Consider the following 26,363-nt stretch of genomic DNA (forward strand, 5'->3'; position numbering starts at 1 on the left):
TCGACTGATGGGGAAAGGCTGGGTTGGGCTGCACCTTCAGGAAACTGCGTCGACGACAAAACTGACGGTGGTGGCCGTACTTCCACCGAAGTTGAGCGTCGCAAAGCGGCTCGCACCCTCGACTTGGAAACCGCCGGCCGTTCCCGTCACCTGATGGGCCGCGTCGAGAAGCATTCGAACACCACTGGCACCCACCGGATGACCACCGCCGATCAGACCGCCGCTGGGGTTGATCGGTAGCTTGCCGCCCATGGCGATGTCACCACTCTCGATGGCTTTCCACGACTCGCCGGGCGCGGTCAGACCGATGTGGTCGATCGCGAGATACTCACTCGCCGTGAAACAATCATGTGTTTCGATCCCGTCTATCCCGGCCAGGTCGACTCCGGCCCGGGAGAAGGCACCCATCACCGCATCCCGAACGTGTGGCATCACGTAGGGATTATCGGCGTCGCGGGCCAGCTTCTGCTCGAGACCTAAACCAACTGTCCGGTGACCCCAGCCCGCGATCTGGGCCCGCGGAGTCGCCGCGGCGCCAGGGTGTTCACGCAGGTACTTGTTCGTCACCAGCACCACCCCGGCGCCACCGTCGGTCACCTGGCTGCAATCGAATCGCCGAACACCACCTTCCACAACGGGATTGGTCGTGTCGTCACCACCCGCATTTCCGAGTAGATCGGGCACCGCCCAACCGCGTGTCTGCGCGTTGGGGTTGTTCTTCGCGTTTGCGAAGTTGATCTGCGAGATCGCGCGAAGGTGAGATTCGTCGATCCCGTAACGCCGCCCGTACTCCTTCGACACACGGTCGAACATGTACGGCCACATGAATTTTGCTTCCTGACCTTCGTGTCCGACCCAGGCTGCAGCGCCCAGATGGCCGGCCGCGTCATCACCCGGAACCGTCTTCTCCAGTTCGATACCCATCACCAGAGCCACGTCGTAGTTGCCGGCGCGCAGGTCTGCCATCGCTGCAAGTACAGCGATACTGCCCGATGCGCACGCCGCCTCGTGCCGAGACGAGGGCACACCCCACAGGTCTGGATGCACGGTGGCGGGCATCGCGCCCAGCTGACCTTGGCCGGCAAACAATTGACCGAAGGCATTACCGACGTGGATCACCTCGATGTCGGTGGCAGGAACCTTCGCCGCGTCCAGGGTGTGGTTCACCACCTCTTCGGCAAGGTTCGCGAAATCGAGTTCCTCACGGGTGAAGTTCCGTGCGAAGTCGGATTGGTACCCGCCGAGAATCCAAATGTTCGAAACAGTCATGACCTCTCCCCTTGCCGATCCGGCCTCGGTGACGTCACCGAGATACCCGCGCAACGGCGGTTGTAATTTCACCGCAACCGTACTACAACTAGCAGAGTAACTCTACTAATTGAAGGGTTGAAAATGACTGATGCTTTTGTCCTCGACTACGTGCGCACACCGCGCGGTCGAGCATCGGCGCGAGGCGCCCTCCACGAACACAGCCCCGTCGATCTTGTCGTCCACCTGGCCAAGGCTTTGCAGGGTCGAACGAACCTAGGCGCAGAACAGATCGACGACGTCGTTCTCGGTTGCGCATCGCAGGTGGACGAGCAGGGCGCGAACATCGCTAGAACTGCCGCACTCCTTGCCGGTTGGGGCGACTCCGTCCCCGGCGCAACCCTCAACCGATTCTGCGCATCCGGCGTCGACGCAGTTGGCCAGAGCGCGGCCCGCATTCGCGGCGACGACGTGTCCCTCGTCGTGGCCGGTGGCGTCGAAAGCGTCTCCCGGACTCCGATGTTCAGTGATCGCGGACCGCTGTGGACCGATCCGGCAACTATCGCGCAGATCGGTTCCATCCATATGGGTGTTGCCGCCGACTTGAATGCCACGATCGAGGGGTACTCCCGCGACGAGTTGGATGCGTACGGCGTCGAAACCCAGCACAAGGCTGCCGAGGCCTGGCGCAACGGCGCATTCGAGCGGTCCGTTGTGCCTGTCCCCGGCAGAAATGGTGAAGCCGGAATCGCGCACGACGAACTGGTCAGGGCAGAGACGACGGCAGAGGGACTCGCCACGCTGCCTCCGGCCTTCGAAGGGCTCGGCGCCGCCGGTCAGGATGCACTCGCGCTCGCCGCCTACCCTGAGGTCGGCAAGATCGAACACCTGCACACCGTCGGATCCTCTCCCGCCATGGCCGACGGCGCAGCGCTCCTACTCCTCGGATCCGAGAAAGCCGCGGCCAGAACCGGCTTGACCCCTCGCGCACGGATCATCGGATCCGCCTCGACTTCGGTGAATCCGGTCCTCATGCTCACTGCGGGCCAGAGCGCCGTGGAGGCAGTCATCGCGCGAGCCGGGCTTCGTCCACAGGACATCGACGTGTTCGAGTTCGCAGAGGCGTTCTCCGCACTCTGCCTACGGTTCCGCCGCGATCTTGACGCCGGGCCGGACCGCATGAACCCCAACGGAGGCACGATGGCGATGGGCCATGCATTCGGCGCCACCGGAGCAATTCTCGTCGGCGCATGTGTCGACGAACTGGTACGGAGCGACGGACGCTACGGTGTGGCCGCGGTCAGCGGCGCCGCCGGTGTCGGAGTCGCGGTGCTCGTCGAACGGATCGCCTCATGACCGTCAGTTCACTCTCCGGCCGCGTTGCCGTCGTCACGGGAGGGGGTAAGGGCCTCGGCCGTGCCGTCGCACTGCATCTCGCGAGCCGAGGGGTCACGGTGATCGTCAACAATCGGAATCGCACACTCGATTCGAGCGGCCGAGGCCCTGCAGATCAGGTCGTCGACGAAATCCTCGAAACCGGTGGACAGGCCGTCGCCAACCACGACGACGTCACCGACCCCGAGGTCGGCCGAAAGTTGGTGGACGACGCTCTCACTCGGTTCGGACGACTCGACTTCTGCATCACCAGCGCCGCGGTCAGCGGTCCACAGATGCTTCATCGCACCACCGCCGAGAACCTCAGCACCGTCATCACGACAAACGTCGTCGGAACCGCACTGGTCGCCGCCGAAGCCTCCCGAGTGATGCGCGAAGCCGGATTCGGGCGCATCGTGATGATTGCCTCGACCGCAGGACTGCACGGAGAACCCACCGTGTCCGCCTACGCCGCCAGCAAGGGTGCCGTCATCGCATTGGGACGCACCGCAGCCGGCGAAGGAGCGAGTCGCAATGTGTTCACCAATGTCGTACTGCCCTATGCCACTACGCAGATGACCGAATCCGGAATGGATCCACGATTCATCGACATCATGGGTGCCGACCTGGTAGCCCCGGTGGTCACCGCCCTCGTCGATCCCGAGTCCACGACCAACGGGCAGGTGATCGTCACGGCAGGCAACGGGGTGCGTTCGGCAGACGCCGTCGAGGGCTCGACCGAATTCTTGCCCACCACCACAGAACTCGATGCCAAAGCGCTCGACGCGCTACTCGTGACCAGCCGACTCGGCGCTCCTCACACCTATCCGAGCGCACAGGAAGCCTTCGCGGACTTCGCTTCCGAACTGCTCGACCACCACAATCGGAAAGCGCGCGCATGACCGACATCCCACTGGGCGATCTTGCACTGAACTTCGGTGTGAGCGCACTCGCCGTCCTCGTCTTCATCGCAGTCGTGATGGCCGTCGCCATCCGGATGAACAATCACTCGATCATCGACATCTGCTGGGGGCCTGGCTTCGCCGTCGTCGCCGTCGTCTCGTACCTGACGTCCATCGGGTCGGACGGCAACGATCTGCGTCGCCTCGTCGTGCTGGCTCTGACCGTGGTGTGGGGAATGCGACTCGGCCTCTACATCGGCTTCCGAAACCGTGGGCACGGGCAGGACAAGCGCTACACTGCCCTGCTCAAACATCAACAGGGACCGCTGGTTCCGTTCCTGATTCGCAAAATCTACGGCCTCCAGGGCGTTCTCATTCTCGTGGTGTCGCTGCCCGTCCAGTTCGCGATGTACGAGTTTCGCGCCCTCGGAGTCCTCGGCGCGATCGGCATCGCGGTCTGGACCGTCGGCTTCGTCTTCGAATCGGTTGGAGACTACCAACTTTCCCGCTTCAAAGCTGATCCGGCCAATGCCGGGAAGGTGATGGACCGTGGGCTCTGGGCCTGGACCCGCCATCCCAACTACTTCGGTGATGCATGCGTCTGGGTCGGACTGTTCATCCTCGCGCTTGGTGATCCATTGGCGCTGATCACGATCGTCTCTCCGATCGTCATGATCAAACTGCTGGTGAGCTACAGCGGTAAGGCCCTTCTCGAACGCGGCATGCGCAAGAGCAAGGGGCAGGCCTACGACGACTACGTCGCCCGGACCAGCGGATTCTTACCTCGTCCACCCCGTCCGGCACGAAACCACGCGTCGTGAGCGCCCCCACGAGTGGTCTCGCCGACGTCTTCGATCTGGAATCGACCGGCCCGGACCGGTGGCAAGGGTCGAACGACGGTGTTCGTCTACCTCAATTGTTCGGCGGCCAACTGGTAGCCCAGTCGATTCTCGCAGCCGGGCGCACGGTTACCGACGGCAAAGCGATCAGTTCCGTCCACACCCACTTCCTTCGCCCGGGATCGACGGAGCATGCAACCGAGTTCTCGGTAGATCGACTTCGCGACGGAAAACGCCTGTCCACCAGAGGCGTCGACGTCCACCAGGACGGACGACTCGTCTGCCGTTCCACGGTCTCTGCCTCCTCGATCGACGAGGGCATCACTCACAGTCGCGCAGTACCTACCGCACTCCCGCCCACTGAGTGCGTGACGTTGCAAGAGTTGGCCGAGGCAGACGGTGGGTTGGGAGAGGTGTGGGAGGAGTTCTCCGCCATCGAGATTCGTGTTTCCCCCCTTGATTCGCACTCCCCCACCGCGCATTCGGCGGCGCCTCCGCGCAACATCTGGATGCGTTCGGCTCAGCGGCTGAGCGACGATCCACTGATTCACGTGGCTGCTCTCGCTTATGCCAGTGATCTGATGCTGATGGCAACCGCACTGACTCCGCACGGCTACGACATCGGGCAGGAGCACTCGCTCGACACGGACTGGACTGGTGTGTCCCTCGATCACACGATGTGGTTTCAACGCCCTGTGCGAGCGGACGAGTGGCTGCTCTTCGAGCACGCGACCCCCACAGCTCACGCCGGCAGAGCAGTCGTGAATGCGGCGGCCTTCGATCGATCCGGACTCCAGATCTGCCAGATCACTCAGGAAGCGTTACTCATTGCCCGCACCGAGTGATTCCCGACTCTTTCTGCAGACCATTCGGTACGGTCTCGCGGTGCCGCAGGGTTCGCGGCCTATGATTTCGGGGTGGTACGAGTGAATGCAGCCGGATCTTCGACACCCACCGCGTCGGCGGGCGTCACCGAGTTGCCTGCCGGCGGTCCGAACGCACTGGCCGTCACGCTCGGGTTGTTGGGGGACGAGTGGAACCTCTGGATTCTGCGATTCGCCCTGTTGGGGTCGCGGCGATACAACGACTGGCTCGCCCTCGGGGGAATCTCCAACTCCGTATTGTCCTCACGGTTGGCGGTCCTGACGGCCGGCGGAATGCTCGAGCGTCGTGAGTATCAGCAGAACCCGCCCAGGCACGAATACTCGGTCACCCGCAAAGGGCAGTCGATCTGGCCCGTCCTCATCACCATGTGGTCGTGGGAGAAGCAGTGGGCGCCCAATGAAACCCAGCCGCTTCCACCACTGCGGCACAGCACCTGCGGAAACGACTTCACCCCGATCCTGCGCTGCAAGGAGTGCGGCGAGGACGTGGACGTACGATCCCTGGACTCCCAAATGGGTCCGAGTGGGGACTTCTCACGCAGTGTCCCGGAAGCAACATCGCGGCGACGCTCCACCAAGTCCGAACGCCGTCCGGAGATTCTGGCTCACACGATGGAACTTGTCGGCAATCGCTGGTCAGCGGCGATCATCGGTGCAGCTTTCCGAGGCGCTCGCCGCTACGGAGAGTTCGCCGAGATCACCGGTGCACCACCGGCGATAGTCGCGGATCGCTTGAAGCACCTCACCGAGATCGGTGTGATGGAAACGCGTCCGCTTCCGGATCGCCCACAGTGGTCGGAGTATCGACTCACCGCCAAGGGCACGGCGTATTTCCCCGTGGTGATGTGCATGATCTCCTGGGGTCAGCGTTGGTTCAGATCCGCGGACGGCCCGGACATCGTTCTCCATCACAAGGCCTGCGGTAAACGGTTCGAAGCACGCTTGGGTTGCAGTGTGTGCGGTGAAGAGTTGAGGTCTTCGGACATCGAGGCCGTCGACCTCACCACCTCGGTCCACGTACCCGGGTCCGGCTGGTCCTGAGGTCCGCTCAGCCGGCAGTGCGGATCCGGCCGAAACTCCGGCCTCGGTGTTCGAGCGGCAGCCTGTCCCCTCGCCCGAACAGTTTGTTGCGCAGCGTTCCCTCGTCGTAGTCGCTCTGGTAGGCACCTCGTTTGGTCAGCTCCGGAATCACATGCTCCACAATGTCTTCGAAGGTTCCAGGAGTCACCGCGTACGCGAGATTGAAACCGTCGACGTCGGTCTCGGACACCCACTCCTGCAACTCGTCCGCGACTTCCGCACCGGAACCGACAACGATCGGGCCGAGCCCGCCGATGCCCGCCCACTCCGCGATGTCCCCCACCGTCCATTCGCCGCCTTTCTCGTCGGCCTGACGAAACGATGCGACCGCGGATTGAATGGCATTGCTCTCGACGTTCCCGATCGGCTCGTCCGCTCGGTATCCGGAGAGGTCGATTCCCATCCACCCCGAGGTGAAAACGAGCGCGCCTTCACTACTCGCGTAGCTGCGGTAGTCCTCGAGCTTCGCCTGGGCCAACTCAGGGGTTCGGTCGGTGATGATCGTCAACAGTGTGTAGATGCGGGCCGAGAACGGATCTCGCCCGACCTTCGTCAGTTCGTTTCGGATTCGAGCAACGGTGTCTTTGAGAATCGCCTTTGTCGGTGCACCCACAAAGATCGCCTCGGCATTCTCGGCGGCGAACCGCACCCCACGAGGCGACGCGCCGGCCTGGAAGATGACCGGCGTCCGCTGCGGAGAAGGTTCGGAGATGTGGATGCCCGGAACCGTGAAGTGCTTGCCTTCGTGCTCGATCGGATGAACCTTGGCGGGGTCCGTGTAGACCCCGGTGGTTCTGTCACGCACCACCGCGTCGTCTTCCCACGACGTTTCCCACAACTTGTAGAGAACTTCGAGGTACTCGTCCGCGTGGTCGTAGCGATCGTCGTGCTGGAGTTGGTCGTCCTCGCCCATGTTCCGCGCGGCCGAGGGGAGGTATCCGGTGACCACGTTCCACCCGATTCGCCCGTTCGTCAGGTGGTCGAGGGTGCTCAAGCGCCGAGCGAACGGGTAGGGATGCTCGAAAGCTGTACCTGCGGTGATCCCGAAGCCCAAGTGCTCGGTCACGGCAGCCATCGCCGACGCCAGCAGTAGCGGGTCCGAGACCGGTACCTGCGCGCCCTGCCGCAGCGCTGCGTCGTGATTGCCGCCGTACACGTCGTACGTTCCCAACACGTCGGCCAGGAACAGCCCGTCGAATCGTCCACGCTCGAGGAGCTTCGCCAACTCCGTCCAGTACGTCAGATCCGTGTACCTGGACGACTGGTCCTCCGGGTGGCGCCACAGACCTGGCGATTGGTGGGCGACGCAGTTCATGGCAAAGGCGTTGAAGCGGATTCTGCGGGTCATTCCCGCACGATGCCGTGCCTGCTCCGCGGTGAACACCATTGCGATCAGTGCGATCGGTACGGCTCCTGCTTGCACCCGGCGATACCGTCGACTTCGCGACCTCGTCGGCGGGCCGCTACACTGACTAGCGCAGCTGTGACGCCCGAGGCTTCGTGCCGACAGGTCGAGCGGATGCAACAGCAGTATCGGGAAGCGAAAACCCCGGCAGCACAGGGTTTTCAGCGCTTGTCGGTACGCTCCCCGCCCTCGTAGCTCAGGGGATAGAGCATTCCTCTCCTAAAGGAAGGGTCGCAGGTTCGAATCCTGCCGAGGGCACCAGGTGGGACTCTCCCCACATCGGCGCCACCAACGTGCCATTCTTGACTTCATGACGATGCCTCACTCCACGGCTACTCCCCCGAAGAACATGTCTTTGATCCCGGGTGGGACGTACTGGATGGGCTCCGAAGATTTCTATCCGGAAGAACGCCCAGTTCACCAGGTCACAGTCGACGGATTCTGGATGGACACGACGGCGGTGACGGTCGCCGAGTTCCGACGCTTCGTGAAGGCAACCGGCCACGTCACCACTGCTGAAATCGCCCCGGACGCCGCCGACTATCCCGACGCCGATCCAGCCCTCCTCGTCCCGGGATCGTTGGTCTTCAATTCGCCACCCGGCCCGGTTTCACTTGACGACTACACCCAGTGGTGGTCGTTCACTCCCGGCGCCGATTGGCGCCATCCCGAGGGCGCCGACAGCAACATCGGGGGACGTGAACGGCACCCCGTCACCCACGTGTCGTACTTCGACGCCCAGGCCTACGCCGCGTGGGCCGGCAAGGAACTCCCGACCGAGGCCGAGTGGGAGTTTGCCGCCCGCGGTGGACTCGATCGCCAGGCGTACGTGTGGGGCGATCACGACTCTCCGGGCGGGCGGCCCGGTGGCAACGTGTGGCAGGGCCAGTTCCCCTGGGAGAATCTGCTCGAGGACGGTTACGAGCGCACCGCTCCGGTCGGAAAGTTCCGGCCCAACGGCTACGGACTGTTCGACATGGCCGGGAACGTGTGGGAATGGACGGCCGATCACTACACGTCCGACCACGCCCACAGTTCCAAGAACGTCGCGCCGGCCTCGTCGTGCTGCATTCCTCGTAATCCCCGAGCGGAGTTCGCCACGGAGGCGTTGGCGGGCGAACCCTACGCACGACGGGTGATCAAGGGCGGCTCACATCTGTGTGCACCGAACTACTGCCTGCGCTACCGCCCTGCCGCGCGGCAGGGCGAATCCGAGGAGTCCTCGACCTGCCACGTCGGCTTCCGGTGCATCATCCGCATTCCGCAGACGTAAATCAGAAGGGCACGTCTCCGAGGATTGCCACCCGCTCCATCACGCGGCGATGAGGGAAGTAATCACTCGCTGCGTAGTGCTGGGTAGCCCGGTTGTCCCAGAAGGCAATGGAATTCGGCGCCCACTTGAAGCGGCACTGAAAGTCCGGGACCTTGACCTGCGCGAACAGCAGGTTGAGCAGATCGTTGCCTTCGACAGGATCCATGTCCGGAATGTGGGTGGTGAAAAGGCTGTTGACGAACAGAGTCTTACGCCCGGTCTCCGGATGCTTACGCACCATCGGGTGCAGGACCGGCGGGTACTGCTCCTTCATCTGTTCCAACTTCTCCGGGCTCATGCCGCGTCCGAAGGACGGCACAAAATCGTGGATGGCGTCCTTGCCGTCGATCAAGTCCTTGATCTCGTCGGGGAGGCAGTCGAAGGCGTTACCCATATCAGCCCAGAGCGTGTCACCACCGGCAGGCGGTACGTCGATCGCCCGAAGTACTGAACCGAGCGGCGGCGTCTTCGTCCAGGTGACGTCGACGTGCCAGATGTTCTCGGTTCCTGGACTGTCCTCTCCGCGTTCGAATCTGACGACTGCCGGAACCTCTCCCTGTGGGAGAAGTGGATGGACCTCGAGTTCGCCCCAATGGGCAGCGAAGTCACGATGATTCACGCTCGAAATCGGCTGGTCCCGAAAGAACACGACCTTCCATTCGAGCAGGGCCCGGCGCACGTCCTCGATCTGCTCCTCCGACGGATCATGCAGGTCGATGTCGCTGATCTCGGCACCGATGAACGGTGTGACGGGTGTCAGAGTGAACCGCTCGTACGGCCTCGATTCAACGCCTTCCGGGTTTCGCCTCATTCCGCGTGGTCCGAATTCGATTGTGTGATTGCCGATTTGGACTGTTCGTGAGGATGTAAGGGTAGCCATCGAATGACTCCGTCCTGTCGTGTCGTGTCGCGGGGTCACACGTCAGTCGACGCGTGCACCCGCTTTGCTCGTGTGCGTTTGTGTGCGCTTTGGGGCGCGGTCAGTGCTCCTACCGCGAGATCGACCAGATGATCCACTGTCGTATCGAAATCTGCCTGCACAACCGGGTTTTCGTCTTCGCGGCGCTGCTCGAAGATGGCCAGAGCGGAGACGCTCATGTTGAACGTCAGATCGATCCGTTCGACCGCGACGCGGCGAGATAGATGCGGCAACGCCCGCGTCAACCTGACGACAACTTCGTTGATCCCCTCGCTGACCTCGCGGAACTCAGCACTCTGCGTATCCACCGACGGTGAGATTCGGGCAATGAACCTCGCATAGTTGGAACCGTCGACCGTCGCCAGAAAATCTGCCAGCGGGTACAGAAAGGCTTCGACCAAAGCACGGACCAAGTCGGTCCGCCCACTGGCGTCGATGTCGTCGAGATACGTCAGTCGCGCTGCGTTGATCTGATCCATCCGATGCCGGAATACGGCCAGCACCAGACCGTCTCGCCCACCGAAGTGATACTGAACTGCAGAGTTGTTGCGCTGCCCGGCCGCAGTCGCCACGTCCCGCATGGACACTTCGTGAATACCTTGCTCGGCGAACATCCGCTCGGCGACGGCGATCATGGCGTTCTTGGCATCCAACGAGGCGGGCATACACCGACCATATAAGTCACTGTCTTAATTCCGCAAGCCCCATCCCCTGTGCGCGGTTAGGGAGTGCAGGGACTCCTTAACCACTCACGGGGGTAGTTGTCCCAGTCAACGAGACATACGCCGCCAACTGAATTCCGATCGATACGCTCCAGATTAAGACGACTGCTTAATCCGCCCGGTTTTGCACACGCCAAGGAGCCTGCTGGTGAATCGCCATTCCATTCCGATCATTCCCGAGACGCCGAACGTCGCGGCCGCCGTGTACTACCCCGATCAGAATCCCCCGTACACCCGCCCGGAACCGCTTCGCCCGCCGGCCGGGGCCCCGAACGTGCTGCTGATCATGATCGACGACGTCGGATTCGGCGCACCCTCCGCGTTCGGTGGCCCGTGCCGCACCCCCACCGCCGAGCGTTTGGCCGAAACCGGCGTGAAATACAGCCGATTCCACACCACGGCTCTGTGCTCGCCGACGCGTGCCGCCACACTGACCGGGCGCAACCACCACAGTGTCGGTATGGGTGTCATCTCCGAAATGGCCAACGCGGCACCGGGATACAACGGGACCCGCCCCGCCTCTGCCGCCACGGTCGCACGCGTCCTACAGGGAAACGGCTATGCGACAGGTGCTTTCGGCAAGATGCACCAGACCCCGACGTGGGAGACCACCGCTGCCGGGCCGTTCGACCGTTGGCCGGTCCGTGAGGGTTTCGACAAGTTCTACGGTTTCCTCGGTGCCGAGTCCGACCAGTTCACCCCGGTTCTCTACGAGGACTTCACGATGGTCGACTTACCCAAGACACCACAGGAGGGTTACCACCTGTCCGAAGATCTCGTCGACCACGCGATCGAATGGGTCGAGGGCGTCAACACGATGGACCCCGACAAGCCGTGGTTCTGCTACCTCACCTTCGGCGCGTGCCACGCTCCACTCCAGGTCCCGGACCGCTACCTGGACAAGTACGTCGGCGAATTCGATCACGGGTGGGATCGCCAACGCCAGATCACCCTCCAAAAGCAGAAGGAACTGGGCGTCGTCGCTCCTGACACCGAATTGGCCCCGTGGGCTCCGGGGCTCCCACACTGGGACGAACTCGACGACGACCAGAAGAAGGTCTCGGCCCGTCTGATGGAGTTGTACGCGGCATTTCTCGAGCACACCGACGACGAGGTAGGCAGGCTCGTCGACCGGTTGCAGGACATGGGTGTACTCGACAACACTCTGGTGCTCTACATGATGGGTGACAACGGCGCTTCCGCGGAAGGCGGAATGGAGGGCTCGTTCAACTACCTCGCCGGCCTCAACGGTTACAAGAGTGCGACATCCGACGTACTGGCGCGCTACGACGAATTGGGGACCGAAACCAGCTACCCGCACTATCCGGCGTCGTGGGCTCTGGCTCTCGACACCCCCTACCAGTGGGCCAAGCAGGTTGCGTCCCATTACGGCGGTACCCGGAACGGCCTGATCGCCCACTGGCCCAAGGGGATCGACAAGCCAGGCATCAGGGAGCAATGGCATCACTGCGTCGACATCACGCCGACGATCCTGGAAGCTGCCGGTATTCCGGCACCGTCCAGCGTCGACGGGGTGACCCAGAAACCGATGGAAGGCGTGGCGATGAACTACACCTTCGCCGAGCCCGACGCCGAAGAGCGCCACACCACACAGTATTTCGAGATCTTCGGCAACCGCGGAATCTACGATTACGGTTGGACCGCAGTCACGGCCCACCGCGCACCCTGGCTGATGGCCACTCACGGCCTCGAGCTCACACCGATGAGCGAGGACCGTTGGGAGCTGTACGACACCTCGGTCGACTGGTCGCAGGCCCGCGATCTCGCAGACGAGCATCCCGAGATCCTGGCCCGGCTCAAGGAAAAGTTCCTCGTCGAGGCGGCCAAATATCAAGTGCTGCCGCTGGACGACAGAACGGTCGGTCGCCACGCCACCGCGGAATCACGACCCCCGCATCCGATGATGGGCCGCAAGACCCTCACTCTGTACCCACACATGAACGGTCTGGTCGAGAAAGCCGCGCCGACGTTCTTCAACCGCTCGTACACGCTGACCGCGAGTCTGGGTAGCGTCGCCGACGGCATGCTGGTCAGCCTCGGTGGCCGGTTCGGCGGATTCGCTTTGTACATACTCGATTCCGTCCCCGTCTACTGCTACAACTTCAGCGGCGGTGGTCGGACCTTCGTGCGTGGGCGCAACCCGCTGGCACCCGATACGCGCGAGGTGTCCGTCCACTTCGAGTACGACGGCGGCGGAATCGGCAAGGGCGGAACCGCCACCCTGATTGTCGACGGCGAGGTGGTCTCCGAAGGCCGGATCGAGAAGACCACTCGGGCGATCTTCAGCATGAACGAACAGCTCGACGTCGGCATCAACCGGGGAAGCCCGGTGGCGGAGGAGTTTGCGGAGAAGGGCACGTTCCGTTACGGCGGCAAACTCCACAGCGTGACCGTCGACTTACGATCCACCCGAGATGTGGTGTCCGCAGAGGAACGGGAGAAAATCTCACTCGCCGTGCACTGATCGACCAGGCGACGCTCGCCGATTGTGCAGCCGCGCGCGATATCTGCCGTGCGGCTGCACAATCGCCCTGCGTCTATCCGACCGTGTACATCTGCAGGCACGGCCCCACCGGGCGAGCTTCCAGGATGTCGCGGGCCTTCTCACGCGCTGCGTTGAACTCCCAGGGCGCAGTGGTGCCCGGCACTCCGAATCGATATCTGCTCAAGGCACATGAACGCTGCGGTTCCGGTAGACGATCCAAGGCAGGTACCGCGTCGACGGAGAGCCCGCGTAAGTAGGAAACGTCGATGCTCTTGCCGCCCTCGAACCGTTCCACGTTCTTTTGCGCGATGTACGCGTCGGGGTTGAACACCGCGAAGGCCAGCAGCGCGACGGCCGAAGTGGCGAGAACAGCTGTGGGCAGCCACTTCCCGGACATCCGAATACCTGCGACGAGCAACAACACGAACACGAAGCCAAGAAGCAGCTCTGTCGCGAAGACGCTGACCCGGAGCACCGTGAAACCGTACTGATTCTCGTACAACCACATCCGGTGCACAGCGGACGCCACGATCACCAGGCTGAAAACACACAGGGCACCCAGCAGTCCGCGGGCAAGACGCCTCGATCCAGCGTCGCGGCGGTCGATGTACCGCACTGCGACGGCGATGACGAGCAGCGTCAGCACGGTAACCGCCATAAGCTGCCAGAAACCCTCACGCGCGTAGTCCGCATAGGTCAGTCCATCGGTCACCTGTACGTGCTCGTCTCCCCCGAACAGCGTCTTCGTCTGTACTGCAACAAAACCGAGGAACAGCACGTTGAGTACTCCGAGCGGGACCGCCCACTCCCACATCGGCAACGGCGTCGCCTGCGCAGGTGCAAACGCGTCCACCGTCGGCGTTCTGCGGCGCAGATACACCGCAACCAGCGTGCCGAACGCCATCACGACGCCGGCAAAGATCCGTGCTCCCGGGTTCGACACCGAGATGGCAGGAGCGAAGCCGTCGAAGATCTTCGCGAACTCCGGATCCGCACTCACGAACAAAGATCCGAAAATCAGCAGGAGAAGAATCGATACTGCGCTTACGACGACAACTCGCGCCGCCGGCACCCGCGGAGCAGAGCGGGTAGCGAGCTTTCGACGACGAACGAAGTTGACCGTCCGGTGCGGTGCCCGCCAGGGAGCGACCGTTCCCAGAAGTATTCCGGTCCACGTCCGCCCGCCGATCAGAGTCCACGTGAACAGAACCCACGCAGCTACGACGCAGAGGAACACCAACCACTCCGCACCGCGAACGGCGGCAACACCCAGCAGTGCGAGCATCCCGATGGCGGCGACCCACTGCGTCACGGTCATCCGCGGCGGCGTCAGAATCCCGAAGACGATCACCACACCGGCACCCACGATCACGTACGCGATACTCGCGAACCCTGGGTCGAGGATCAGGGCCGCAAGCACCCCTACTGCGGCCGCGCCGAGGAGCATCGAGCGGGTGGCCATCGAAGTGCGATCGGGACGCCAGAACCGGCTGGGACGCTTGGGTTTTACGGCCGGCATCGGCGGTTTCGGTGGAATTACTATCGGAGCGCTCATGTGATCTCCTATGTGTCTGGTTCAATTTTCAGGGTCGGAAGTACAGACGAATGCCGATGAAGACATGCGCCATCGCGAGATCTCTCGATCTCGTCAGGGACTTTGATTCAGTTCTGCGGCAGCACTACTCGAATGCAACAACCCGACGGGGCATCGACGACGGCAATCCTGCCGTCATGTAATTCGACCGCCCACTTCGCGATCGCGAGGCCGAGTCCGGTGCCCCCGTCGGTCGAGCCGCCGCGGATGAAGCGGTCGAACACTCGCTCACGGGCCTGTGGTTCGATGCCGGGGCCGTCGTCGTGGACGTCGAGCACCAACTCCCCCGCGCTGCCGGTACGTACTCGGATCACAACTTTGGTGTCGACGTTCCCGTGCTGAACCGCGTTGTCCACCAGGTTGGTCACCACCTGATGGAGGCGATCCGGATCGGCGACCACGGACAATTGTGGAGGCTTGACGTCTATCTCGATGTCGCCCGCACTCACACTCGACAGCTCGCGTAGGAACGGCTCGACCTCGAAACGGCGGCGTTTCAACGGCATTGCGCCACCCTCGAGTTTCGAGAGATCGAGAAGGTCGGCTACCAGCGCGCCCAGTCGTTCCGTTTGCCGCAGCGCCGATTTCATCATCGCCGGATCCGGTTCTTCGACACCGTCGACGACGTTCTCGAGCATGGCTTGCAAAGCGGTGATGGGCGTGCGCAGTTCATGGGAGACGTTGCCGATCAACTCGCGGCGGTACCGGTCGTCGGCCCCGAGGTCCTCGGCCATCCGATTGAACGCATGGGCGAGTTCGCCTACTTCGTCTCTGGAAGTCGCTCGTACTCGCCGCGAATAGTCGCCGCGCGCCATCGCCTTCGCCGCGGCCGTCATCTCGCGAAGCGGTGACGTCATCCCGTGTGCGAGCACCTGCGTAACGCCGAGAGCGACAACCAACGCCGTCAGTAGAGCAAAACGAAACGGTTGTTGCGACGTCAGCCAGAAACCACCCGCGGCGAACACCAGTGCTGCGACAACCAGGAGGCCGACCTTCACCTTGAAGGACCGCATCGGGTCCAGCGGCCGCGGCCACCGTGCAAAAAGACGGTCGACGACGCTCATCGCGGCACGTCCCAGGCGTACCCGACCCCGTGAACGGTCCGGATCACGGAAGGTCCGAGCTTGCGTCGCAGCGCCTTGACGTGGCTGTCGACGGTCCGACTGCCCGCTCCCTCACCCCAGCCCCAGATCTCCTCGAGCAGCGACTCCCGCGGGATCGCGGCTCGCGGCCGCTCCGCCAGATAGGCGATGAGATCGAATTCGGTGCGAGTCAGGTGAACTTCTTGCGCATCACGGCGTACTCGACGTTCGGTCAGGTCGATCACGACGTCACCGAACTCGAGGAGGTCGGCCACCGGGCGAGCAGCGTGCTCCGCGCGATCCGCACGCCGAAGCAGAGCCTGCACCCGGGCGACGAGCACACGCATGCTGAACGGCTTGCTCAGATAATCGTCGGCCCCGACGCCGAGACCGATCAGCATGTCCGTTTCATCGGCGCGAGCGGTCAGCATCAGCACAGGCACCGGGCGCACGGCCTGGATGCGGCGGCAGACTTCGAGTCCGTCGAATCCCGGCATCATCACGTCGAGTACCACCAGGTCTGCGTCCATCTGCTCGCAGCGGGCCACCGCGCTGGGACCGTCGAACGTCAGCTCGACGTCGTAGCCCTCGGCACGCAGCCTCGCCGCGATGGACTCGCAGATGCTGACCTCGTCGTCGACCACGAGCACTCTTCGCTGACTCATGGAACTGACTGTATTCGGCCCTCGTGGATGAACCTGGGAGGACTTGTGAAGGTTCTGTGCAGGTTCTAGAACCTGCGGATGTTGTTGATCGGCAGATCCGCCAGGGGCGTCAGTCCGGTCGGAACACCAACTCCGTAGGCGTTGAACACCATTCCGAACCCAGCGTAGATGCCGACGTGCGTCGCACCGGGGTAGAAGGTGATGACGTCGCCGGGGGCGAGGGCCCACCGGGGAACCGGCTGTCCGACGTTGGCCTGCTGTTGGCTGGTCCGTGGCAGATTCACGCCGGCCTGCCGAAACGCCCATTGCACCAGCCCGGAGCAGTCCCACGAGTTCGGCCCGACGCCGCCCCACTGGTAGGGCTTTCCGGTCTGAGTGCTCGCCGCTGCCAGCGCGATCAGCCCTGCCGGACTCGGAATCGGAAGGGCGGCTGATCCGCTGCTGATGCTGCCCGTGCTTCCCACGCTTCCGGAACTCCCGCTACTGCCACCGCTACCGAGGCTTCCCGGGTCGGCTGAGGCAGGGGCAGCGGAAAGCAACAGGGCACTTCCGGTCAGCAAAGCCGCGACCGTTCCCGTGCGGAGTGTCGACTTCTTCATGCATCCGTCCTTCGTGGGAGTCGTTTCGGCGCGCGGCAGCGCACCTCGATAGCCGTGAACTGGTAAGACACGTGAAAACAAACACTTCGTTCGGATGTTAACTGCGTGGACGTGGTGTTCGGACAGGAATGATTGATCCGATTTGTCGGTTTTGAACAAACGGGCCTTACGTCCCGGGCTGGCAGAAGATCAGGGAATGATGGGGGATTTCCTGGATCCCGCGGCACGACAAGGTCCATAGATTCGACTCATGCGCCCATACCTGCTCGTCGCCGCGGTCATCATCGGAGCCACCACGGCACTCGTCGGTTGCTCGACGCTCCAGCGCGCAGTGGAGATTCAATCGGATCTCGACGGACTCACCAGGTCGGGTGTCGTCGGGTCGATCGCAACACTCGACGACGGCACCACGACGGCTGTCATGACCAGCGGCGTGCCCAACCGGACCAACGGCGATTCGATCGGCAAGAATGATCGCGTCCGGATCGGAAGTGTGACAAAGACATTCACAGCTTCACTCGTTCTGCAGTTGGTCGCCGAGGGCAAGGTCGACCTCGACGCACCGATCGAGCGGTATCTCCCGGGCCTACTGCACAGCAGTGACATGGACGGCAGTGGCATCGACGGTAGCGCGATCACCGTGCGGCAACTGCTGCAACATCGCAGCGGCCTTCCCGAGTTCGCCGGAGAACCCGGCGCCGACGAATGGATTGCAGCTAACGAGAACCGAACGCTGACGCCGTCCGCCGCGGTCGCCATCGCCCTCGGCAAACCGGCGCAATTCGTCCCCGGAACGTCGTTCGTCTACACCAACACCAACTACATCGTTCTCGGAATGCTCGTCGAATCCGTGAGCGGCCGCAGCTACGCCGATGAACTCCGGTCTCGGATACTCGATCCGCTGGACTTGGAAGACACGTACCTCCCGCCGGCCGGTGAGCTCGACATCAGGGGCGATCACCTGACGGGCTATCAGGATCTCGACGGTGGCCTGACCGACGTTTCCCGCACGGAACCGTCGATCCCCTGGGCTGCCGGAGCGATGGTCTCGACGGGCACAGACCTGAACACCTTCTGGCGTGCACTACTCGACGGGCGGGTGGTGCCGGCCGAGCAGCTTGCCGAGATGACCACCCCTCAGGTCGCCGCCACCGAAGCCGAGGGACTCGGGTACGGGATGGGCGTCGGCGCCACCGAACTTCCCTGCGGCGTCACCTATACCGGCCACAGTGGTGGGATCTACGGGTACTACACACTGTCCGGTGCGACGCCGGACCGCGCGTTCACTGTGACGCTGACGTCGACGCCGAAGGACCAGCCGGACACCGTCGCGATACTCTCGCACGCACTCTGCCCTTGACGCTGTTACCAGTATTGATGACGTTTTCCATCAGTGTCCGCGACGAAAATGACCGCGTCGGCGCCGTCCAACTCCGAAGGTTTCAGCGGCAGATGCCCTGGCAGGATCGCCTCTCCCGCGGTGACGGACAGGTCAAGTGCTGCGCGAAGTGCGGGGGTCGGAAACAGGGCACGCCGACTGGTCGCATCGGCCAACGCTCCCTGCAGAGTGCCCGGATCACTGTCGGGGTTGGCGTCGGTTGCCACGAATACGTAGCGCTCTCCGAGGACAAGTCCGACAAGTGAGCCGGCGCTCCCCCAGCTGACCACGTCGCCGTTGACGGGCATGTCGGACGGCACTCGCAGGAGATGGGCATTGTGTGCGAAGAGCAGGATCGGCCCGCGTCGCTGCTCCTGGGCGACGACGGCCAGCAGGTTCTCGGCCATCATCTCGGCACGGAGACTGAGCAGAGTGCCGATACGATCAGGAGCGGAACTCGCCATCGCGGCGTGGTAGCGCAGAAGACCTACAGCGGTGCGTGCGTGTGCGAGGGCCAGGTCGTATCCGCCCGGGTCGGCGGGCCGCAGCACAGGTGCGGCGCGCCGCAGGACGCTGGCGAGGTCGTCCGCAATGATGCGCAGGGCACGAGCCTGATCGGAGTTGCCGACGGACGCAGCCGGTTCGAACATCGCCGCCGGGTTGGTCCAGTCGGGGTCCTGCCCGAGCAGAAGGTCGATGTCGTCGAACGAGTGCGGCCGCATCGCAGCGGGCAGGAAGTCACCTGCTGCAGACAGCGCGCCACGTGGGCTCGGTGCGCCGGAGTACTCCACCGGAGCGTCGAAGCCGTAGAAGCGAACTCGGTCGGCCGGAGCGCGGCCGTGGTTGTACTCGCGTAGCCATTCGACGAGTTCGCGGTTTCCCGGTACCGCACCGAATCCGTGGCTGAAGCCTGTGGCGAGCACCTTCTCGATGTCCGCCTCTCCCCCGTTCACGTAGTCGTTCACGAGCAAAGCCGCAAAGACATCTGTTTCGAGCACGATCGACCGATATCCTCGTTCGACCAGTTGGCCGAGAAGTTCGTTGCGCAGCAACGGAAAAGCCTTGATCCCATGAGTCGGCTCGCCGAGAGCGAGCAGAGCCGGCACCTCGGTTCGCGCTGCGAGCAGTTCGTCGACCGCACGACCAAGACTTGCCGCGTCTTCGAGTTGGCGGCCGAACTCACTCAGCGCTGGGGCAGTGGACATGATCATCCCTTTCGAAGGTGGACTGCCTTCGACAGTATCGTTGAAGATTCGGTTGAAACTTTCACTGGCAATTACCTGGGGTATACCGTGAAAAGCCTCAATCGGAGGTGATCAGTGCGGCCCATAGACCTTGCCCGTGAACACGGGTTGTCCGCACAGGCGATCCGCAACTACGACGATGCCGGCATCCTCCCTCCGAGCGAGCGCAGCACTTACGGCTACCGGCGATACACCCCAGTGCACGCGCAAGCCCTGCGCACTTTCCTCGCATTGCGCGGCGGTCACGGGCACCAGCGGGCCACGGAAATCATGCGGGCGACCAACCAGGGCGACACCGAGTCCGCCTACCGCCTGATCGACAGTGCGCACGTGACGCTGCTCGCCGAGCGAAAAACTCGCACCGAGGTAGCCACAGCGCTGGGGACTCTGTCCACCATGGCACCGGCACTGGTGCACGGTCCAGCGCTGACGGTGGGTGAGCTGGCGCGCCGTCTCGGCGTTCACCCGGCGACACTGCGCACATGGGAAGAGCACGGCATCCTGCGCCCCGAGCGCGAACGAGCAACGGGTTATCGCGAATACGGTCCGGAGTGTGTGCGCGACGCCGAGATCGCACGGCAGCTGCGGCGCGGTGGCTATCGGCTGTCGCAAGTCGCTCAGTTTCTCGATTCGCTGCGCGAGGCCGGCGGAGCAGACGCATTGTCAGCGTTCCTCGAATCCTGGCAAGACCGGCTGGCCACACGCAGTCGCAACCTTCTCGCCGGCGCAGCTCAGCTCGATGCCTATCTCACGATGCTGGATCAGACCTCGCCTGGTTGCCGATCAGCAAACGGTTGAGGCGTCAGTTCACAAGCCGCGCAAGGCTCCTCACCATCTCACCGACGGTGTCGGTCGACGGCCACGGGAATTCCGGGAGATCGGCCCGCAACATCACCTGTCCGTGCAGCGAAGTCCAGATCGATACCGCATCGACAAAAGTGTCTGTGCTGGCCGACCTCCCAGCGGCGACGCACGCGTCGAGGTTGGTCACCAGCGTGTTGAAGGCGGCCAGTCCTCGCGTATCCGATTGTGGTGACTGACCTTTCGGCCTGGACCACCCGAACAAGACCCGATACCGAGCGGGCTCGGAAATGCCGAACTCGACGTATGCCGAGCACCCGGCATACAGACCCTCGACCGGGTCGGGGTGTGCGGAAACGGCGTCGGCCACGGCGAGATGCAACTGCTCCAGCGATTCGGAGACCACCGCTTCGACAATGGCATCGCGATCGGAAAAGTGTCCGTAGATAGATGGTGCGGATATCCCGACTTCGCGAGCGACCGATCGGAGCGTCACCGCCTGATCCGATCCGGTGCGGGCGATGAGCGTCGCCGCTGCGGCGACGATCTCTCCGCGGAGCCGTGCGCCGCTTCCTCTCGGATTTCGGGCGCGAGTACTCCGAGAACCACTCGTCCCAGTTTCATCGGCATCTTCGGAAACATCACTCACCCGACAAACTTTACACATGTAAGGCGAAGGGGTACGTTCTCATCACTAAACATTCGTAAGGTTACATTCGTAAGGACATGATGAATTCCCTCAAACCCACTGACCGGCGACGATGGGCAGCACTGGGCGCCCTCTGCACATCCCTCGTCGTAGTCACGATCGACAACACCATCCTCAACACCGCTATCCCGACCCTTGCCCGCGAACTGCGGGCGACCACCGTCGACCTGCAATGGATCACCAACGCATACACATTGGCGTTCGCCGCCTTGCTCATCACGGCAGGTGGACTCGGCGCGAGATTCGGTCACCGTCGGATACTTCTGACCGGCCTCACCTTGTTCGCTCTCGGGTCAGCCTTCGCTGCCCTCTCTCACACGTCGTTGCAGCTGATCGGCTGGAGAACAGTGATGGGGGCAGCCGCCGCACTGGTCATGCCGGCGACGCTGTCACTTGTCGTCTCGCTGTTCGCCCCGCACGAGAGAGGCCGGGCGATAGGAATCTGGTCTGCAACCGCCGGACTGGGAATCGCGATCGGCCCCGTAGCCGGTGGCGTACTACTCGAACATTTCAGTTGGGGAAGCGTCTTCTGGATAAACGTCCCACTGGTCGCCGGTGTGATCGCCGCGACGGTTTCTCTTGTGCCCCCGGCAAGAGGAATCACGAAGGGTTCGTTCGACATCCCCGGGCTCCTGTTATCCGCCGGCGGACTGGCTTTGATCGTGGATGCCCTCACCCAGGCAAGCCTTCGCGGATGGTCGTCGCCCGTCACGGTGCTGGAGATCGTCAGCGCAACAGCACTTCTCGCCGGATTCGTCTGGTGGGAGCTGCGGGCCTCGGCGCCGATGACCGACGTGCGCATCTTCACCAGTCGAGTGTTCAGCACCTCCAATGCCATCTTGGCCGTAACATTCTTCGCCCTTTTCGGAGTTCTCTTCACGTACACGCAATACCTCCAATTAGTTCGTGGTTACGGTCCATTGGTCGCCGGCGTCGGTGCAGTTCCGTTTGCGATAGTGATGGCGACTGTCGCCTCCAGCAGCGATCGTATGGTCGGCCGATTCGGCGTGCGCAGTTCGATCGCGACCGGTCTCGCAGTCATGTCCGCGGGACTGTTGGTCCTGTCGATCGCAGCAGATAGGTACGCACCGTTCGGAATCCTGGCTGCGATCATGGCACTGGTCGGCGCGGGGATGGGGTTGGTCATGGCTCCGGCCACAACCACGTCGATGTCTTCGGTTGCGCCCCAGCAGGCTTCGATGGCCAGTTCGATCAACAGCGTCGTGCGAGAGTTGGGTGGAGTTCTGGGCGTCGCCGTCATCGGGACGGTCGTAGCCACCGTTTTCCGGTCCCGCTTCGAACCCGGAGTCGACACTTCCACAGCCGATCCGGCGCAGATCCATGCCGGCGCTCCCCCCGCGAGTGCCTTGACCGACGCAGCGAACCAGGCTTACACCTCGGCGATGAGTACCGGAATCCAAATCTGTGCCGCAGTCGCGTTCGTCGGTGCGTTGGCCGTCATTGCACTGTTTCCCGCACCACGTCGCCCGGTTTCTTGTCCTCCCGCAGACCTCGCCAACTCGGATGACGCAGACGCTCGGTCTTCGTCCAATCCATGAACCGCACCTCACCGACGAGTTCCGGCCTCACCCACACCGCACCCTTGCGGTCATCTGCTGGAAGTTCCTCCCCGAACGGACTTTCCTTCTGACGCAGCGGTTCCAGTGTCGCAAGTAAAGACTCCAAGTCGCGATCACTGAAGCCGGTACCGACGCGCCCAACGTAGGTCAATCCATCCTCACCCGGAATTCCCATGAGCAGCGCCCCGATCCCCTGTGCTCGATTGCCCTGCCCGGTGCGCCACCCTCCGATCACCACCTCTTGAGTGCGCCAGTTCTTCACCTTGATCCAACTCGACCCACGCCGCCCCGGAAGGTAGACCGATGCACGACGTTTGGCGACAATCCCTTCCCATCCGGCATCGGTACTCACCTCCAACGCGTTCTCCGCCGTGCCCTCGATCTGTGGAGGTACCTCGAGCTCACCGACCTTGCCCGCCAACGCATTCAACACGGTGCGCCGGTCCGAATAGGACTTCCGCAGCAAAGACACTCCGTCGAGGTACAGAAGATCGAAGGCCAGGAACACCGGCTCCCCACCTCGCTGGAGAAGACCGAAATCGGTGACCCCCGCGTCGTTGTACGCCACCACTTCACCGTCGAGAACCACGTCATGACCGTCCAGCACCTCGGCCAACCCGGCAAGGGCGGGAAAGTCCCCGGTCTTGTCGTTACCCGCGCGACTGCGAAGTGACATTGTGCCCGAATGATATTCGAGAATCACTCGGATCCCGTCCCACTTTCCTTCGAAAGCCCACTCCTGCGAGTCGAGACCTTCGAGCGTTCCAGCGGTGGCAAGCATCGGCTCGAGATTCTTGGGAAACTCCGTTCCGAAACTCGCGTTCTGATCCTTCATCAGATGCATCAACCACTGGTCACCCTTCGTCCGGATCAGCGCGAAGCGTCCCTGCACCCGTTTCCCACTGAGGCGCACGATCACCTCGTCTTCACGCCACTTCTCGGTCTCGTACGTCCCGGAATCCCAAATCGTCATCGAACCGCCGCCGTACTCCCCCTTCGGAATCGTGCCCGAGAACGTGGCGTACTCGAGCGGGTGATCCTCGGTGTGCACGGCCAACCGATTCTCTCCGGCACTGGTCGGCACGCCCTTCGGAACAGCCCAGGACACGAGCACACCATCCCGCTCCAGCCGAACGTCGTAATGCAATCGTCTGGCGTGATGTTCCTGAATCACAAAGGTATTGCCCGCTGTCTCCTTGGTCACCGCAGCAGGGATCGGCTCCGGCGTCCGGTCGGCCGACCGCTTGTTGCGATAGTGCGTCAACGTGTCGGCTACAGCCGCCGAGACCGGCGGATCCAGATCGCCCAGCAGATCACCATCGGATTCGACGCGCTCCAGAACCTCGTCGAACAACAGATGTCGTAGTTTCGGATCGTCGAGTTCGTCCCAACTGCGCGGCGCGGCAACATAGGGTTGATCGCGACCGCGCATCGAGTACGGCGCAATGGTTGTCTTGGCTGCGTTGTTCTGACTCCAGTCCACGAAAATCTTGCCTGCCCGCACATTTCGAGCCATCGTCGCGGTGACGAGATCCGGGTGAAGCTTCTCGAGTCCGGTGGCGATCTGCTTGGCGACAGTCGACGCACCGCTGCCGTCCAAGGCTCGATCCAGTGGAACGTAGAGGTGAATTCCCTTGCTACCACTGGTTACCGGATAGGCAGTCCACCCCAGAGTTGCGACCAGATCTCGAATCGACCTCGCCACCTCGGCGCACTCGGTCAATCCGACGCCTTCGCCCGGGTCGAGATCGAATACCAGTCGTGTCGCCGGACCACGCTCGGAACCGTCGAATCGCCATTGGGGAACGTGCAATTCGAGTGCGGCCTGCTGCCCCAGCCACGCCAGGGATGCAACGGAATCGAAGACCGGGTAAGTGACGACACGATCAGAATGTTGCAGCGACGCACGCGTGAGCCACTGCGGGGCAGACGACGCAAGGTTCTTCTCGAAGAAGGACTGACCGTCCACGCCATTGGGCCAACGCTTACGAGTGCCCGGTCTACCGACGACATGCGGAAGCATGACTGCGGCGATACGGGTGTAGTAGTCGATGACTTCGGCCTTCGTGGTGCCGCTCTCGGGGTAGAGGATCTTGCCCAGATTGGTCACGGACACCGTTGTGCCGTCGAGCGTGATCTGACCCCGATCCGTCGTTGCCATTTCCTCATTGTGCTGGATAGTGCTGCATCTGGCAGTAGAAATCTGGTGGATCGGAAACCTGCCGCTGCGCCAGTCCACGGGCAAGACTGGATTCTCGATGGGAGAGGAGACCACGATGACAGTTCGCAGTTCCGTGGAGCCGTTGGTGGACAACAACTGGCGGATGTTCGCCACCTGTAAGACGGTGGACCCCGCGGTGTTCTATTCGCCGGGTGAAGAACGCGGACGCAATCGGGCTGCACGGGAAAATTCCGCAAAGCAGGTGTGCTTCCGCTGCCCGGTCATTCGGGACTGCCTGACGTTTGCACTCGACACCGCTGAACCACACGGAGTATGGGGTGGGACGACACCGTCGGAGCGCCTTGCACTACGACGCTCAGCTGCGTGAACTCCGCTCACACGAGACCCCCGTCACGTCCGTACCGGACAAACAGGCAAGATGGCCTTGTGCCTATGACACGACGCGCTGTTGCCGTGACCGCGATCTTCGCTTGCTCGATCTTGTTGGGCTCGTGTTCGTCGCAGCCGGAGGCACCTGCGGCAGCGGACACCACGACCACGGTTCCCGAGGCATTCACCAAACTGCCCTCGACCACCGCCGTGGACAAGTGCGGACCCCAGAGCGGGACCACCCTCGAAGACGGTGTCTTGACCATCGCCACCGATTCGCCGGCGTACGCGCCGTGGTTCGTCGACAACACTCCGTCCAACGGCAAGGGCTTCGAGGGAGCGGTGGCCCGGGCCGTCGTCGACAAGCTCGGGTACAACGCCGATCAGGTTCGCTTCACCACGGTCGCCTTCAACGACGCACTGAAACCAGGCCCCAAGGATTTCGACTTCGACGTCAATCAGTTCACGGTTTCCGGGGATCGCCGCGAGAACGTCGACTTCAGCTCGCCGTATTACGCAGTGGCGCAGTCGGTGATCGCCTCGCGCGGGAGCACAGCCGCTGAGGCAAAGAATCTTGCGGATCTGGCCGGCTACCGTTTGGGCGCTCAGACCGGTTCCACCAGCCTCGCGGCGATCACCGACACGATTGTTCCGACCACTGCGCCACGCGAGTTCGCGACCACGGACGACGCGAAAGCTGCGCTGGCCGCGGGCGAGATCGACGCATTGGTCGTCGACATCCCGACCGGATTCCACATCACCGAGAACGAACTGCCCGGGTCGGTCATCGTGGGTCAGTTTCCGCGGCCCAACGCGGTCACCGAATTCTTCGGGTTCGTGCTCGAGAAGAACAGTCCTCTGACGGCGTGCGTCTCTGCCGCCGTGGATGGCCTCTACGCCGACGGCACCCTCGAGAGACTCGCAACCGAATGGATCACGGACAGCGCCGACGCGCCAGTCCTCGAGTAG

The 26,363-nt window shown here is 62.9% G+C and carries 23 protein-coding genes and 1 tRNA gene; 13 read left to right on the forward strand and 11 right to left on the reverse strand.

The annotated features are described in order from the left end of the window. Positions 1-36: 36 nt before the first annotated feature. Complete coding sequence (locus tag PCS43_RS14945) at positions 37-1,269, reverse strand: acetyl-CoA acetyltransferase (protein WP_042451084.1); 1,233 nt, start codon at positions 1,267-1,269, stop codon at positions 37-39. A 123-nt stretch (positions 1,270-1,392) separates the two neighbouring features. Here PCS43_RS14945 and PCS43_RS14950 point away from each other — a divergent pair, with 123 nt between their 5' ends. The 5 genes from PCS43_RS14950 to PCS43_RS14970 all read left to right on the forward strand — a co-directional run bounded on the left by PCS43_RS14950 (position 1,393) and on the right by PCS43_RS14970 (position 6,288). After that, positions 1,393-2,604 carry an acetyl-CoA C-acyltransferase gene (locus PCS43_RS14950; RefSeq protein WP_042451085.1) on the forward strand — a complete coding sequence of 404 codons (1,212 nt, stop codon included), beginning with the start codon at positions 1,393-1,395 and terminating at the stop codon, positions 2,602-2,604. Next, positions 2,601-3,524, forward strand: a complete 924-nt coding sequence (locus tag PCS43_RS14955) for an SDR family NAD(P)-dependent oxidoreductase (RefSeq protein ID WP_042451086.1) — start codon at positions 2,601-2,603, stop codon at positions 3,522-3,524. The genes PCS43_RS14950 and PCS43_RS14955 overlap by 4 nt, the downstream gene beginning before the upstream one ends. Continuing rightward, complete coding sequence (locus tag PCS43_RS14960; protein WP_042451087.1) at positions 3,521-4,345, forward strand: DUF1295 domain-containing protein; 825 nt, start codon at positions 3,521-3,523, stop codon at positions 4,343-4,345. The genes PCS43_RS14955 and PCS43_RS14960 overlap by 4 nt, the downstream gene beginning before the upstream one ends. Then, positions 4,342-5,208 carry an acyl-CoA thioesterase gene (locus PCS43_RS14965; RefSeq protein WP_042451089.1) on the forward strand — a complete coding sequence of 289 codons (867 nt, stop codon included), beginning with the start codon at positions 4,342-4,344 and terminating at the stop codon, positions 5,206-5,208. The genes PCS43_RS14960 and PCS43_RS14965 overlap by 4 nt, the downstream gene beginning before the upstream one ends. 81 nt (positions 5,209-5,289) lie before the next feature. Next, complete coding sequence (locus PCS43_RS14970) at positions 5,290-6,288, forward strand: winged helix-turn-helix transcriptional regulator (protein WP_003940366.1); 999 nt, start codon at positions 5,290-5,292, stop codon at positions 6,286-6,288. Between the two features lie 7 nt (positions 6,289-6,295). On the opposite strand, the gene PCS43_RS14975 is transcribed toward PCS43_RS14970, so the two are convergent. Next, positions 6,296-7,675, reverse strand: a complete 1,380-nt coding sequence (locus PCS43_RS14975) for an LLM class flavin-dependent oxidoreductase (RefSeq protein WP_042451462.1) — start codon at positions 7,673-7,675, stop codon at positions 6,296-6,298. Between the two features lie 242 nt (positions 7,676-7,917). On the opposite strand from PCS43_RS14975, the gene PCS43_RS14980 reads away from it, so the two are divergent. Further along, positions 7,918-7,993 (forward strand) — tRNA-Arg (locus PCS43_RS14980). A 49-nt stretch (positions 7,994-8,042) separates the two neighbouring features. After that, positions 8,043-9,005 (forward strand): formylglycine-generating enzyme family protein, encoded by a 963-nt coding sequence (locus PCS43_RS14985; RefSeq protein ID WP_042451091.1) that lies wholly within the window; start codon positions 8,043-8,045, stop codon positions 9,003-9,005. Between the two features lies 1 nt (position 9,006). Here PCS43_RS14985 and PCS43_RS14990 read toward each other — a convergent pair whose 3' ends face one another. Both PCS43_RS14990 and PCS43_RS14995 read right to left on the reverse strand, forming a co-directional pair. Then, entirely contained in the window at positions 9,007-9,924 is a 918-nt protein-coding gene (locus PCS43_RS14990; RefSeq protein ID WP_030534931.1) for a TauD/TfdA dioxygenase family protein, read from the reverse strand. A gap of 35 nt (positions 9,925-9,959) precedes the next feature. Further along, a complete protein-coding gene (locus tag PCS43_RS14995; RefSeq protein WP_030534932.1) occupies positions 9,960-10,628 on the reverse strand; it encodes a TetR family transcriptional regulator in 669 nt (222 codons plus the stop codon). A gap of 205 nt (positions 10,629-10,833) precedes the next feature. Here PCS43_RS14995 and PCS43_RS15000 point away from each other — a divergent pair, with 205 nt between their 5' ends. Beyond that, positions 10,834-13,170, forward strand: a complete 2,337-nt coding sequence (locus PCS43_RS15000) for an arylsulfatase (RefSeq protein WP_209909614.1) — start codon at positions 10,834-10,836, stop codon at positions 13,168-13,170. A 73-nt stretch (positions 13,171-13,243) separates the two neighbouring features. Here PCS43_RS15000 and PCS43_RS15005 read toward each other — a convergent pair whose 3' ends face one another. From PCS43_RS15005 to PCS43_RS15020, 4 genes are all read right to left on the reverse strand, one after another. Further along, a complete protein-coding gene (locus PCS43_RS15005) occupies positions 13,244-14,746 on the reverse strand; it encodes a DUF4153 domain-containing protein (protein WP_042451095.1) in 1,503 nt (500 codons plus the stop codon). A gap of 107 nt (positions 14,747-14,853) precedes the next feature. Further along, a complete protein-coding gene (locus PCS43_RS15010; protein WP_007727705.1) occupies positions 14,854-15,849 on the reverse strand; it encodes a HAMP domain-containing sensor histidine kinase in 996 nt (331 codons plus the stop codon). Beyond that, positions 15,846-16,532 (reverse strand): response regulator transcription factor, encoded by a 687-nt coding sequence (locus tag PCS43_RS15015; RefSeq protein WP_209909617.1) that lies wholly within the window; start codon positions 16,530-16,532, stop codon positions 15,846-15,848. The genes PCS43_RS15010 and PCS43_RS15015 overlap by 4 nt, the downstream gene beginning before the upstream one ends. A gap of 65 nt (positions 16,533-16,597) precedes the next feature. Then, positions 16,598-17,131 (reverse strand): NlpC/P60 family protein, encoded by a 534-nt coding sequence (locus PCS43_RS15020; protein ID WP_007727720.1) that lies wholly within the window; start codon positions 17,129-17,131, stop codon positions 16,598-16,600. Positions 17,132-17,381: 250 nt separating this feature from the next. Here PCS43_RS15020 and PCS43_RS15025 point away from each other — a divergent pair, with 250 nt between their 5' ends. Then, positions 17,382-18,491 carry a serine hydrolase domain-containing protein gene (locus PCS43_RS15025; protein WP_007727723.1) on the forward strand — a complete coding sequence of 370 codons (1,110 nt, stop codon included), beginning with the start codon at positions 17,382-17,384 and terminating at the stop codon, positions 18,489-18,491. 5 nt (positions 18,492-18,496) lie between these two features. Here PCS43_RS15025 and PCS43_RS15030 read toward each other — a convergent pair whose 3' ends face one another. Further along, positions 18,497-19,720, reverse strand: coding sequence for an erythromycin esterase family protein (locus tag PCS43_RS15030; RefSeq protein ID WP_007727728.1), 1,224 nt, complete (start codon positions 19,718-19,720; stop codon positions 18,497-18,499). A gap of 108 nt (positions 19,721-19,828) precedes the next feature. On the opposite strand from PCS43_RS15030, the gene PCS43_RS15035 reads away from it, so the two are divergent. Then, entirely contained in the window at positions 19,829-20,551 is a 723-nt protein-coding gene (locus tag PCS43_RS15035) for a TioE family transcriptional regulator (RefSeq protein WP_007727731.1), read from the forward strand. A gap of 4 nt (positions 20,552-20,555) precedes the next feature. On the opposite strand, the gene PCS43_RS15040 is transcribed toward PCS43_RS15035, so the two are convergent. Beyond that, the gene (locus PCS43_RS15040) at positions 20,556-21,203 is read right to left on the reverse strand and encodes a TetR/AcrR family transcriptional regulator (RefSeq protein WP_003940096.1); all 648 of its coding nucleotides are present in this window, start codon (positions 21,201-21,203) and stop codon (positions 20,556-20,558) included. A gap of 77 nt (positions 21,204-21,280) precedes the next feature. Between PCS43_RS15040 and PCS43_RS15045 the strand changes: the two genes are divergently transcribed. Next, positions 21,281-22,822, forward strand: a complete 1,542-nt coding sequence (locus PCS43_RS15045) for an MFS transporter (protein WP_209909620.1) — start codon at positions 21,281-21,283, stop codon at positions 22,820-22,822. Here PCS43_RS15045 and PCS43_RS15050 read toward each other — a convergent pair. Continuing rightward, positions 22,722-25,004: an ATP-dependent DNA ligase gene (locus tag PCS43_RS15050; protein WP_065455329.1), complete on the reverse strand. Its 2,283-nt coding sequence runs from the start codon at positions 25,002-25,004 to the stop codon at positions 22,722-22,724. The two genes, PCS43_RS15045 and PCS43_RS15050, sit on opposite strands and share 101 nt — an antisense overlap. A 115-nt stretch (positions 25,005-25,119) precedes the next feature. On the opposite strand from PCS43_RS15050, the gene PCS43_RS15055 reads away from it, so the two are divergent. Both PCS43_RS15055 and PCS43_RS15060 read left to right on the forward strand, forming a co-directional pair. After that, the gene (locus tag PCS43_RS15055; protein ID WP_037128762.1) at positions 25,120-25,392 is read left to right on the forward strand and encodes a WhiB family transcriptional regulator; all 273 of its coding nucleotides are present in this window, start codon (positions 25,120-25,122) and stop codon (positions 25,390-25,392) included. A 65-nt stretch (positions 25,393-25,457) separates the two neighbouring features. Beyond that, positions 25,458-26,363: an ABC transporter substrate-binding protein gene (locus PCS43_RS15060; RefSeq protein WP_065455328.1), complete on the forward strand. Its 906-nt coding sequence runs from the start codon at positions 25,458-25,460 to the stop codon at positions 26,361-26,363.

Source organism: Rhodococcus sp. C-2, from assembly GCF_027854095.1.
GTDB classification, from domain to species: domain Bacteria; phylum Actinomycetota; class Actinomycetes; order Mycobacteriales; family Mycobacteriaceae; genus Rhodococcus_F; species Rhodococcus_F qingshengii.